The organism is Peribacillus sp. FSL H8-0477, assembly GCF_038002765.1.
Lineage (GTDB): Bacteria > Bacillota > Bacilli > Bacillales > DSM-1321 > Peribacillus.
The window spans coordinates 616569-629230 of the sequence record NZ_JBBODE010000001.1 but is presented as its reverse complement, the minus strand read 5'-3'; the positions used below and the strand labels follow the sequence as shown (position 1 = coordinate 629230).

The following is a 12662-nucleotide window of genomic DNA, read 5'->3' as shown; positions in this document are numbered from 1 at the left end:
GCGGAGGAGAACCGATGTTTAAATTTAAATCAAAACTGCACTTTTGGACATTTGAATTATTAATGATTTCATTATTAATTTATGTGTGTACAAAAATATCCTTTTTCTTCGAACCAATTGTGGTATTTATTTCAACGTTATTCTTTCCTGTATTAATTTCTGGTTTTTTATATTTTATTTTTCATCCAGTCGTAACGTTTTTGACCGGAAGAAGATTACCAAAAGGAATCGCGATCTTAATTATTTACCTTATTGCTATTGGGCTGGTATCGCTGTTCGGTGCGCTGGTAGGACCAGCTTTATCTAAACAGGTTACAGATCTTTTCTCTAATTTACCTGAATATATTTATGAAGTCCGTCAATTTATCGATGACCTATCACACTCTAAGCAGTATAAGTGGGTATTATCCCAAGACTATGTATCGCTTGATAAGATCGAAGCCACGCTGCTAGACTATACATCTAATTTACCAACGGATATTACAAATAGCTTATCATCCGTATTCAGCGTTGTAACTAATGTAACACTGATAGTCGTTACCGTGCCGTTCATGCTGTTTTATATGCTGAAGGATGGTCATAGGCTGCCGCAGGCTATTTCTCGTTTTATTCCGATCAATTACCGGACACAAGGTTTAACCATCTTGGCTGAAACTGGAGAAACTCTGTCTACCTATATTCAAGGACAAGCTCTTGTTTGTCTGTTTGTTGGAATTACCACGTTTATCGGGTATCTGATTATCGATATGCCATATGCGCTTGTACTAGCTTTAATAGGAGCTGTAACGAATATCATTCCTTACGTTGGACCATTCATTGGTGCTGCTCCTGCGGTCGTTATCGCCTTATTCTATTCGCCGATGCAGGCTATTTTCGTCATCATTGTCATCGTAGTTGTCCAACAGCTTGATGGAAACATTATTTCACCGCTTGTAATCGGTAAAAAATTGAATACACATCCATTAACAATTATCATTGTGTTACTGGTTGCAGGGAATATTGCCGGGATTATGGGAATGATTCTTGCTATACCGACCTATTCTGTGACAAAAACAATTGTGCTGAATATCGTTAAATTTATCAAAATTAGAAGGCGTTCGGAAATTGAAGAGATTTAATCATATAGAATAGATAGAAACAGTATGAAACTATTGAAAATTTGTTCTAAGGATAAGCATGATCCCCATATCCTGTAAGCAAGGGTAGGAAGGGTGTGGGGGAATGGCCATTCATGTTGTCCAACAGGGAGAATCATTGTGGTCAATAAGTAAAAGATACGATACAGATGTAACCGGAATTATGGACGTAAATGGTCTGCAGTCAGGTGTACTGGTCCCAGGACTAGCGTTGTATATTCCTGAGAAAGAATTATTTACGAGAATTTATCTGTTTCAGCCTAATGATACGCTGGAAAAAATTGCTGAAAAATTTGACGTATCTGTCTCAGATATACTAAAAACGAATCCAGGGATTGATCCAAAACAACTCTACACAGGTCAGCGTCTTGAAATTATATCGCCCTTTAAGTTGGAACTGACCACACTTGCTTTTGCTTTCCCTGTCGCTGGTGAAAGCGTCCTGACTGCGTTCAGCGAAAATGCTGAGCATCTAACCTTACTCGCCATCGTGGCATATTCATTTACAAAAGAGGGGAATGCCTTTATTGAAGGTGATGATGTACCTCTTATTAACAAGGCTCTAGAGTTAAATGTAATTCCACTTTTGATGATTCGTAATTATCAAGATGGTGATTTTAACGAGAAACTTGCAGGAGATGTTTTGGCTAGTAAATCGAATCGGGATCGGCTCGTGAACAGTTTACTTAGGTTCATTAAGGAGAAAGGGTATGGCGGTGTAAGCGTCGATATGGAATTTATTCCACCGGCACGAAGGGCTGATTTTGTTCTGTTTTTGAAACAGTTAAAAAAGGGGTTGCAGGAGAAAATTCTTCATGTAAACGTCCATGCTAAAACAGAAGACAATCCGACAAACCGGATTGTCGGCGGGCACGACTATCCGGAAATAGGTAAAGTCGCTGACCTAATTGCTGTCATGACTATTGACTATGGCTACCCTACTGGTCCGCCGGAACCTATTGCACCGTTGTGGTGGATGGCACAGGTGCTTCGCTATGCTCGCAGCGTCATTCCTACTGAAAAACTGCAGTCGGCGTTTCCCTTGTACGGTTATGATAAAGTCATCTCCAGTAATAAGACAACAGCTTTATCTGCACTTAGTGCTCAGAATCGGGCGATTAAAGTGGGCAGTGCGATCTTATATGACCAAGCGGCTGCTTCACCTAATTATCGATATTATGCAGAGCAGGCACAACATAGTGTCTGGTTTGAAGATATAAGAAGCTTTACAGCTAAGTATCAGTTGATCGACGCCTACGATTTAGCTGGCGTAACCTACTGGCACATCGGGCTTGCCTTTCCACAAAACTGGGCGTATGTAGAGCGTAACCTATTAATCAGAAAAGGGCTTACTGTCTAAGTCAGGCTGTTGAGAACGCTCAACAGCCTTTTTTGTTTGAAATTCATTTATTACGATGTTTTTTTGGATTATGGTACACTCTTGATAGAAGAAACTGAAGGAAGTGAGCACGTGAAAAAGATTATATTATTTGATGGTGAATGTAATTTTTGTGATAAAAGCGTTCAGTTTATTATTAAGCGTGACCCTGAGGCGATCTTTTCCTTTACCTCTCAACAAGGAGAAGCAGGTCAACAAATGATAAAGAAGCATCATGCACCGTCTTCCGTCGACAGTATCATATTAATTGAAAATGATACGTATTATCTTAAATCATCGGCTGCTTTACGCATTTGCAGACATCTGCAAGGGGCTTGGAAGCTGTTATTTATATTTATCCTTGTTCCGTATCCAATTCGGGATTTTTTTTATAATATTTTGGCAAAGAATCGCTACAAATGGTTTGGAAAAAAAGATCAATGTACCCTGCCAACACCAGAAGTGCGCAAAAGATTTTTATAGAAATAAAAAAGGTAGGGCTGTGCGCAAAATGAAACGAATGACGCTTATAGGTATTGCTTTTCTGCTGTTATGTCTCTGTGGGTGTTCATCTCCTATAGCAGGAGTATATGCGGAGAAGTTAGAATTGGTTGTATTAAAAATAGGCAAAGCCGATAGTATGGTGATAAATGTCGGTAATAAAACGGTGCTTGTCGACAGTGGTGAAGAGGATGATGGAGAAGAAATTCTGCAGTTTTTGAAAGATAGCAAGATTGATCAGATTGACTATATGATTATCACGCATTTTGACAAAGACCATGTTGGAGGAGCCGATATTCTCTTAAATCATTTTAAGGTCTCTCAGGTAATCACACCAGATTATAAGAGTGACAGTACAGATTATCAAGAATTTGCAGCAGCACTTGCCGCCAATCAGCTGACACCAACCACCCTGACAGATGAATTTTCGCTAGAAGCTGGCAATGCAGATTTTACAATTTACCCTCCACAACAATCGAGCTATAAGGGTGATACCGATTACTCACTGATTGTAAGTGTTGAGCACGGAGCAAATAACTTTTTACTGGCAGGGGACGCTGAAGAAATTCGACTGCAGGAATTTATTAAGCAGGGTAATTTAGCTCATACCTTCTTGAAAGTTCCGCATCATGGCAGATACAATTCAGAAATCATGGAATTCTTTACTTTGGTAAAACCGAAATATGCTGTCATTACCTCATCTGATAAAAATCCCGAAGAAAAAGAAGTTGTGGATGCATTAACTAGGTTAGGCAGTACGGTATATACAACGCGTCAAGGAAATATCTATGTATCAAGTGATGGAGAGAAGATAGAAATCAAACAATAATTCCAAGACATCCATGTTCTCCTTCTAGTTGAAGGGAGTAAAAGATGGTACTTACAAAAAACCTAACCAATCAATTTAACGAAGTAAAAAAGCATGTAAAACATACAGCTGACTCTGTTGCTTGTTCTGGTGGAGCTTGTATGGTGATCCAGAACGATCAGGTCATTCTCGAGGACTATTTTGGGCGACAGTCTTTAGCTGACGAGGCAAGAAAGGTACAAGCAGATACTCAATTTCATGTTGCCTCTGTACGAAAATCATATATTGGTTTTGCGGCTGCGTATGCGGTTTATACTGGCTGTATTTCTTCGATAGATGATCCTGTTACCCGATATTTGCCTATGATTGCCGGCGAATTAACGGCAGGTGTAACCATTCGGCACCTTTTGACGCATACACATGGGCTTACTAAGAAAGACGACAGGCTCATCAGAGAGTTTCCAGCCGGTACGAACTGGGCTTATCGAGCAATTGGTGTCGAGTGGCTGACCCAAATTATTAAAGCAACGACAGGGAAAACAGTGGCTGAATTACTTCGAACCTTGATTTTCGAGCCCCTTGATTTTAAAGAAACAGGCTGGTATGGAACAAAACATAAACAACTTGCGGACGTTATTCTTCAACATCCAAATGATCGATCATGGTATACAAGCAATAGTATCGATGGCGATAAAATGAATATGTATATCTCTGCACGTGAATTAGCTCTCTTTGGCTATCTCCATTTGAATCAGGGAGTGATAAACGGGAGGACCATTGTTCCAAGGGAAATCCTTGAATTAGCGGTTTCTGTCCATAGTCCAACTCTAGAGGATCGTAATTCTCCACAAAATGGCTTCTTATGGTTCGTGAAAGAGCATCCAGCCTTAAAAACAGAAATAGGCAGCCAAGTACCTGCTGGTTCTTATCAAATTCTCGGTTATACGAATACATCGTTGTTAGTGGTGCCAGAACATAATCTGGTGGCAGTTAGAATGCTTAACAGTTTTGGTTCACCTCCGGAGTACGATTATTTGGAGGATATCCGATCGTTTGGCGATACCTTAATACGGTGCCTCTAAAATAAATACCCAGGAAACTGGGTATTTATTTGCTCTTACCCCTTGTTATATAATTCGGTTTCACGTACGATAATGTTAAAAAATGTAAGCGATGGAGGGGATCAGTTGAAGAGATATCCGGTATTTAAGACCATGCAATTTTTAGGGAGTACGAGTTTAGTAACATTTGTCCTGTTCATCCTTACCAACACAGCGACGAACCACTATTTTCCTTCTGAAATCGGTACAGTCCTGTCAATCAATGAAGTTTTATCGGTGTACTTTATCATCGTACTTTCTTGTTTGGTTACAGAACTCTTGTTCAAAGGAGTAAAAAATAATAAATGGCTGCATAGCCCATGGATGTATTATCTAGCGGTTACCCTGTTGTTGGCAATATTTTGTTACGTAGCCTGGGTGCGAGCTTCTCAACCTATCCAAAATGGATTATGGCTGGATTATACCACCCTGCCTCTTAGTGCCGTGTTGTATTGTATATTCAGACAAACATTTGGATTGATTAGGATTAAGAAAACCGATGTGATCTAAATGATCGCATCGGTTTTTAATGATCATTCGCCTTCATTATTAGGGTATGCACTACTTGGGGTTCAAGATGGTCTGCATCCTCAAATGGGGATATAGGCGGGACATTCCATAATGAGAGAGTGGATGATTTTACAGGTGAAGGCGGTACCCATTCATTCTTTAGTAGATGTTGTCGAGATGTGTTTACCGAACTTGATCGATTGGGAATCATTTTTTCAGCTAAGACTTTAGGGCAGTGAATAAATCCTAGTCCTGCAATTGTCGTAGTAGTTGTAGCTTGGAATATGGTTATTAATAAAATCAGCACAATGGACCAGAATATTTTACGCAGTTCAATTCCCTCCACCCATTTCTTCTATGAATTCTTTGTGGTTAACCAATTTTGCGCAAAATCGACAGCTTCTTTCAACGAAAAGAGGCGGGAAGTGGCAGATCCTATGTTGCCTAAAACCACTGGACATGCTTGTTCAAATGCCCTGCCGATTTCATCAAAGTGGTATTCTTGAAAATCAAGTTCCTGGTACAGTTTCCAAACTCGTTCGTTATTTTCCATAATCGGAGCGGCTTTCGTAATTACGGTTGGAGAGGGCGTACGGTATTCTGCTAAATGAAAACAAGTATTTGTGTTGTAACCAACTCCAATAAATAACACCACAGCATCTAATTCGTACAACCTTGCGAGAGGAGATTGTTCACCTAAACCAAAGGTAAGGGAGTGTTCTGTAAGGATTACAGATTTATTTTTCCCCCAAGCCACAAACGAATAGGCAGGATGAGAACTTCTGCTGACATCTGGGAAATGTCTAAAGACCTCAACGATTTTCCCCATCCCTCTGACAGGGGTGTAAGCTGGATGAAAAGCAGGCATTGTATCACGGATTTCTTGCCACCATTCTTCAGGTACAGGCGGGTATTGCCATTCCGAAGGGTCACTCAAGTCGGTGGATTGTGAAGGCATAATAATTGTTCCATCTTTGGTTACAACATCCATCAATGCCTGAATGACAGAAATGGCGCCTCCATTTGTCCACCCTAATGAAGAAAGAGAGGAATGAACAAGTATATTCATACCTGGAGTAATTCCAAGTGCTTCCAAATCCATTTTTATCGATTGCCGAGTTCGAGGAACAGGTGTGTTTTCAAAAATATACTTCACAAGATGACCCTCCAAGCTATAAATAAGGTACCTATAATTTTATCATAAAAGATAAAAAGTATGAGCAAATTATGAAAATATGTAATAATTTAGGTTAATGTTAAAAGTTGTGATAGTGCTTTCTTCCTTTCAAGCTCTCATGCTATGCAAGCTGCCAAGTACTAACGTATAATTAGCCATACTAGAAAGCTAGTTTAAGGAGGAATAAATTATGCAAAAAGCAACGTTTGCAGGTGGCTGCTTTTGGTGTATGGTGAGTCCTTTTGAGGAAATGCCAGGCATCGAAGGAATTATTTCAGGATATACAGGCGGTCACGTCCAGAATCCGACCTATGAAGAAATTAAGAAAGGAACCACTGGTCATTACGAAGCTGTTCAGATTACATATAATCCGGAGTTATTCCCATATGAAAAGCTCCTTGAATTGTATTGGCCGCAAATTGATCCAACCGATGATGGCGGCCAGTTTCAAGATCGCGGGACTCAATATCGGACGGCGATTTTCTATCATACTGAAGAACAACAAAATCTTGCTGAGCAATCTAAAGAAAAAGTTAGGCTCGCGAATGTTTTTAAAAAGCCTATCGTGACTGAAATTCTAGCCGCTTCTAATTTTTTTCCAGCTGAAGACTATCATCAAGATTACCACAAAAAAAATCCAGCACATTATAAAGAAGACCGCAAACAGTCCGGACGGGATGAGTTTATTAAAGAAAATTGGAAAAAATAAAAACCAAGCCGTAGATGTCTTCTATCTGCGGCTTTACTTTGCGGCGATTAAAAAAACCACCTCAGAATTGAGATGGTAAAAATGAAAAAGATAAAGGGGTAGATGTGTTAGGGTTAGTCTCTAACAGCATGAGTAAAGTATAATGTTTAAATGTTAAGAAACTATGAACAGAGTTTGTCTGATTAAAAAAATTTGCAGAGCAGCCATTAAATTTCAGAATTGGTTGAATATTTATCGGTATATGACTATAATTCTAGTGGTAACTAAGAATCAAATAAAAGGAGAACAAGATGATAGGACGTTTTTTTTCATACTATAGGCCTCATAAAAGATTATTTATCATTGATTTTTCATGTGCAATCTTTGTCGCCATTTTAGAACTTGCTTTCCCCCTTGCTGTTCAGTGGTTTATTGATACGCTGATTCCAGGTGACAATTGGACGATGATCGTGTCGGTCAGCATAGGGTTATTAATCGTTTATGTATGTAGTACACTTCTTCAATATATTGTGAATTATTGGGGACATAAGCTTGGAATCAACATTGAAACCGATATGCGTCAGCAGCTGTTTCAACATGTACAGAAACAGTCATTTCGTTTCTTTGACAATACCAAAACCGGCCATCTCATGAGCCGGATAACCAATGATTTATTTGATATTGGGGAACTTGCTCACCACGGACCAGAAGATGTATTTATTGCATTCATGACTTTCATCGGTGCATTCTGGATTATGATGACCATAAATGTCAAGTTGGCTTTAGTGACGGTTTGTATTCTTCCCTTCCTGATTGTATTAATTGTGTTTAGTAATCTAAGCATGAATAAAGCTTGGAAGCAGATGTACAGTGACATTGCTGATGTTAACTCGAGAGTCGAGGACAGTGTTTCTGGAGCTCGCGTTGTTCAGTCTTTTACCAATGAAGAGCATGAGATTGCTTTGTTTGAAAAAAATAATAAAAAGTTTCGCCATGCAAAACTGGGCGGATATAAGGTAATGTCTTTTTCTTCTTCTGGTATTTATATGATGACCCGTTTCATGACACTGGCTGTTTTAGTGGTCGGAGCGTGGTTGACATTTCATGGTCAGCTGACAAATGGTGAACTTGTCGGATTCGTCTTATATGTAAATGTTCTCTTCAAACCGGTTGATAAAATCAGTGCTCTTATGGAACTCTATCCAAAAGGAATGGCAGGATTTAAGCGGTTCACCGAGATGCTGGATGTAGAGCCGGATGTGCAAGATAAGCCAAATGCAGTTCGGATGGATTTATTGCACGGCGACATCATTTTTGATCAAGTAAGCTTCGGATATGATAACCAACAGACCGTTCTGAAAGATATTGATTTACGAATATATGCCGGGGAAACAGTAGCCTTTGTCGGCCCATCCGGTGCAGGCAAGACAACCATTTGCTCCTTGATTCCTCGTTTTTATGACGTGGACAGAGGAAGCATTACCATCGACGGTATTGATATCCGCGACATGACGAAACACTCACTGCGCTCACAGATTGGATTAGTACAGCAGGATGTGTTTCTGTTCACAGGGACATTGAAGGAAAACATCGCTTATGGAATGCTTGATGCAACCGATGAACAGATCGAAGCAGCGGCAAAAAAGGCACATTTAGAATCATTCATTGCAGGCCTTCCCGACGGATATGCCACACAAATTGGAGAACGAGGGTTAAAGCTATCAGGAGGACAAAAACAGCGGATTGCTATCGCAAGAATGTTTTTGAAAAATCCACCCATCCTAATTCTCGATGAAGCCACGTCGGCATTGGATACGGAAACAGAAATGATCATTCAACAAGCACTGAACGAACTAGCAAAAAACAGAACAACACTCATCATCGCTCACCGCTTGGCAACCATTCGTAATGCAGATCGCATTGTCGTTGTCACTGAAGACGGCATAGCAGAACAAGGCAAACATGATGAATTAATTAAACAAGGCGGCGTATTCGCCAACCTGCACAAAGTACAATTTCAAAAATAGATAAAAGCCAGCTTTCTAAAAAGCTGGCTTTTAACTACTTATCGAGGAACCAGGGGGGTATATGAACTAATTTTGACTGGAAATCAAGAATAATCCCGTCTATGAGGCGTGTATTCCCGTCAAGGATTAGCATAATCCCGTCTGGAGGCTAACTATTCCCGTCTAAGGAGGTCGTAATCCCGTCTGGCACCTCAAAATGAGTTGGAAATACCTATATGGGTATCCACCACACATGGAATTTTTAAAAAAAGAGTATCTGTCTGTAAAGAAATTGATTATGCCAGTCTGATCCCCGTACTTAGCTAAAATATAATTGACCAGGGGGGTATATGAACTGATTTTGCCTGGAAATCAAGAATAATCCCGTATGAGGAGGCTGCAATCCCGTCTGGCACCTCAAAATGAGTTAAAAATACCCATAAGGGTATCAACGAGAAATCGATGGATACCAGTCGGATCAACAAACTCAGCCAAATTCGTTGTACGATATTACGATGCATTGTTTTGCAGATGGTCAAACCTTTGATAAAATAGAGGTATGAGTTTTTTAGGAGGGTTTTTGTGTCTGATACGATGAATAAGAAAGATCATATTCACTATATACCGCCGCAAGGGGATTACTTTACCTTTAATGATGAGGAGCATTATCTTGCGAAGGGAATGGAATGGGGACTGTTAACGGCTCGTTCTGTTAAAAAGGAGCTGGTATTTAAAACTGGTCGACATGAAGAGCGGGTAACCTTAAAGGGATATCAAGAATATGGCATTGATGGCCAGTTTAATACGATTGTTTTGGAGTTTGATGATGGTGAGCTTACATGCATTCACCCAGCATATTTGAAAGAGATGCAGAGTGCTGGTTTTGCTAAAGAGTTGTTAAGCGGAGGATCTAAAGAGTATTCTGCCAAGAAAGAAGTGACAGATAAGGCTACTTCTGAAGCGGTAACAGCTGTTGAAAAACCGGCTGTCGTTAAAAAGGCAAAAGCCAAAAAAGCGCCTGCAAAGCCAAAGCTAGAGCTTCCTGAAGAAAAAGTACATTTCACGGCTTCCGTAAAGGAGTTTACAGAAAAGATGAACCATTTCACGGGAGAAACAGATGAAGTTGTTTTATTTGAAGATGTGAAAATCATAGGTGACGCAGAACTTTATATTGGTGATGCATGGTGCGGCTACAGTAAAACGTTGAAAAAGCTTGAACTAGAAGAAGGCGTCGAGCTCGAATTCGATGGGAAAATTGTCGATAAGAAATTTAGTAAAGAAGTGCGTTATAAAGTGAACAACCCATCAAAATTAAAAAAAGTTGAGAACAACTAAGCAGCCATTTGGCTGTTTTTATATGTAATCAAAAAAGCGGACGAGGTTGGCTCGACCGCCTGCAAGTTTGCTCTACGCTTTGTTTTGAAGTGATTTTTTCGCTAGTTCATCAGCCAGCTCATTGTAAATGATTCCTGAATGAGCTTTTACTTTCCTAAATTCAATATCAATGGAGGGTTTAATCTGATTAATAAATACTATGTAATCTTTTGAGATTGCAGCGTTTGCTTTCCAGTCACCGATCGCCCATTTTTCAATCCCGATATAGTCATAAAATAAAACAATTTTTTTATAGCCTTTTTCTATGCCATATCTGATTGCACTTTTTACTCCTTCTATCTCACCAGCTACATTGCGTGTTTCCACGTAATCACTATGGTTATCAGATCCCATAAGGGTTTCTAGTGGATTGTTTTTGGTGATTAGTACAACGCCATAGCCGTACGTTTTAGAAAGTTTATTGTAACTTCCATCTACAAAAGCAACCAGTGTTTGATCATCAAGAAGACGAATATACTCATCGATATTGAAATTATCATGTTTTTCCGCAGTAACTGTAAAAGAAGAACTATTTCCAATAAATTGTTCGGCTTCTGCTTTCGTTGCAAACCCTTTATAAACTGCTCCACTATAGCCATCTATTTGTTTTTTACATTCAGCCCATGTCTCATATAAACCGGGTTTTTTGCCAATTTTGACGGCATAGATTTTTTTCTTAGCCATTTCAACGCCTCCAATACTTTCTCGTCTAACCAATATAGCATATAACAAAATAAAAAAATGAATTTCCTGTGTTGTATATGGACTCGTGGGTTAGATATAATTAAGTATAAATATCATTTATTAGTTTAAGAATAGGATGATATACATATTTTTTTGTAGCAGGTTAGAATGGTGCCCTAAACGGGTAATCAAAGTATATCCAAGATAGAGAGAGGAATTAACAACATGAAAGAACTAGTTGCACTTTTACGACAAGGAAATAAGTCTGCATTTATTGCAGGAATTGTGAACGGGATTATCTCGATTTTAAAAGCCATTGCCTTCTTCTTAACAGGTAATGTTGCCATGTTCGCTGAAATGCTCCACAGCCTCGGTGATGCGGCGAACCAGTTGTTTGTCTTTATTGGCTCAGCTCTTAGTAAAAAAGCACCAACTGTACGCTTTCCGAATGGCTTTGGAAGGCTGGTCAATCTTGTTTTACTAGGTGCGGTGTTAATTGTTGGAATTATGTCTTATGAGACAATCAAAGAAGGCTACCATCATATTTTACATCCGGCCGATTCGAAAGGAATCATTATCAACCTTTCTGTGCTCGGAATTGCTGTACTGTTAGAAGGATTTGTTCTGTATAAGGCGATGAAAGAAGTGTTGCATGAAACGCATATACAAGCATCAGGTTTTGCTATTATACCGAAGAGTTTCGGCGCTTATAAAAATGCAAAACCCGCAACAAAATTAGTTTTCATGGAAGATACCGTAGCTACTGCCGGCGGTGTTTTAGCAATTATCGCGATCTTATTAGCTAATTTCACTCCATTTAATCAAGCTGAAGGGATTGCATCCGTTTTAATTGGTTTAATGATGTTTTATGTTGTTGGCCGAGTATTTCTTGATAATGCAGCTGGTGCGCTTGGAGAAGCTGATCCAGACATCCAATTCAAAATTGGGAATATGGTAATGCAGGATCCTGATGTCCGTGATATCGAAGCAATCACTGTTTTGAAAGAGGGAGAGGATTTCCACGTTGAGGTGGAAGTTGAACTCGATGCTTCCATGACGGTTGCTCAAGCTGACGTGGTAAAAGATCGGCTTGTGAAGGCAATTCTCGAAGAAAAAGGCGTAACGGATGTACTTGTTGAATTTGATCAAGATGATGGCGTCACTACTTGGAAAGATTCAAAGACTCTGAAAGAAGAAAATCCAAAAGTTTAAAAAAACGGCCTGAGGTTATGTACCTCAGGTTGTTTTCTTGAGCTTTATCGTTTTGGATCACCGTTTATATTTGATAAGGTATAAGTAC

13 protein-coding genes are annotated in these 12662 nt (G+C 39.5%); 10 read left to right on the top strand and 3 right to left on the bottom strand.

Annotated elements, in window-relative coordinates:
* Positions 1–14 precede the first annotated feature (14 nt).
* The 6 genes from MHI18_RS03255 (at position 15) to MHI18_RS03230 (ending at position 5433) form a co-directional block, all read left to right on the top strand.
* Positions 15–1118, top strand: a complete 1104-nt coding sequence (locus MHI18_RS03255; protein ID WP_340845985.1) for an AI-2E family transporter — start codon at positions 15–17, stop codon at positions 1116–1118.
* Between the two features lie 103 nt (positions 1119–1221).
* Positions 1222–2496: a LysM peptidoglycan-binding domain-containing protein gene (locus tag MHI18_RS03250; protein WP_340845984.1), complete on the top strand. Its 1275-nt coding sequence runs from the start codon at positions 1222–1224 to the stop codon at positions 2494–2496.
* 111 nt (positions 2497–2607) lie between these two features.
* On the top strand, positions 2608–2997 hold the full coding sequence (locus tag MHI18_RS03245) for a thiol-disulfide oxidoreductase DCC family protein (RefSeq protein WP_340845983.1): 390 nt from the start codon (positions 2608–2610) through the stop codon (positions 2995–2997).
* A gap of 28 nt (positions 2998–3025) precedes the next feature.
* Positions 3026–3844: a ComEC/Rec2 family competence protein gene (locus MHI18_RS03240; protein WP_340845982.1), complete on the top strand. Its 819-nt coding sequence runs from the start codon at positions 3026–3028 to the stop codon at positions 3842–3844.
* Between the two features lie 44 nt (positions 3845–3888).
* The gene (locus MHI18_RS03235) at positions 3889–4905 is read left to right on the top strand and encodes a serine hydrolase domain-containing protein (protein ID WP_340845981.1); all 1017 of its coding nucleotides are present in this window, start codon (positions 3889–3891) and stop codon (positions 4903–4905) included.
* 105 nt (positions 4906–5010) lie between these two features.
* Positions 5011–5433 (top strand): hypothetical protein, encoded by a 423-nt coding sequence (locus tag MHI18_RS03230; protein WP_340845980.1) that lies wholly within the window; start codon positions 5011–5013, stop codon positions 5431–5433.
* Between the two features lie 16 nt (positions 5434–5449).
* On the opposite strand, the gene MHI18_RS03225 is transcribed toward MHI18_RS03230, so the two are convergent.
* Both MHI18_RS03225 and MHI18_RS03220 read right to left on the bottom strand, forming a co-directional pair.
* Positions 5450–5779 (bottom strand): hypothetical protein, encoded by a 330-nt coding sequence (locus tag MHI18_RS03225; RefSeq protein ID WP_340845979.1) that lies wholly within the window; start codon positions 5777–5779, stop codon positions 5450–5452.
* 9 nt (positions 5780–5788) lie between these two features.
* Positions 5789–6535: an aminoglycoside N(3)-acetyltransferase gene (locus MHI18_RS03220; RefSeq protein ID WP_340847554.1), complete on the bottom strand. Its 747-nt coding sequence runs from the start codon at positions 6533–6535 to the stop codon at positions 5789–5791.
* A 265-nt stretch (positions 6536–6800) separates the two neighbouring features.
* Between MHI18_RS03220 and msrA the strand changes: the two genes are divergently transcribed.
* From msrA to MHI18_RS03205, 3 genes are all read left to right on the top strand, one after another.
* The gene (msrA, locus tag MHI18_RS03215; RefSeq protein WP_340845978.1) at positions 6801–7319 is read left to right on the top strand and encodes a peptide-methionine (S)-S-oxide reductase MsrA; all 519 of its coding nucleotides are present in this window, start codon (positions 6801–6803) and stop codon (positions 7317–7319) included.
* A gap of 290 nt (positions 7320–7609) precedes the next feature.
* Complete coding sequence (locus MHI18_RS03210; protein ID WP_340845977.1) at positions 7610–9325, top strand: ABC transporter ATP-binding protein; 1716 nt, start codon at positions 7610–7612, stop codon at positions 9323–9325.
* Between the two features lie 561 nt (positions 9326–9886).
* Positions 9887–10639 (top strand): hypothetical protein, encoded by a 753-nt coding sequence (locus MHI18_RS03205; protein ID WP_340845976.1) that lies wholly within the window; start codon positions 9887–9889, stop codon positions 10637–10639.
* A 72-nt stretch (positions 10640–10711) separates the two neighbouring features.
* On the opposite strand, the gene MHI18_RS03200 is transcribed toward MHI18_RS03205, so the two are convergent.
* Positions 10712–11362 carry a ribonuclease H family protein gene (locus MHI18_RS03200; protein WP_340845975.1) on the bottom strand — a complete coding sequence of 217 codons (651 nt, stop codon included), beginning with the start codon at positions 11360–11362 and terminating at the stop codon, positions 10712–10714.
* A 225-nt stretch (positions 11363–11587) separates the two neighbouring features.
* Here MHI18_RS03200 and MHI18_RS03195 point away from each other — a divergent pair, with 225 nt between their 5' ends.
* Positions 11588–12574, top strand: coding sequence for a cation diffusion facilitator family transporter (locus tag MHI18_RS03195; protein WP_340845974.1), 987 nt, complete (start codon positions 11588–11590; stop codon positions 12572–12574).
* Positions 12575–12662: the final 88 nt, after the last annotated feature.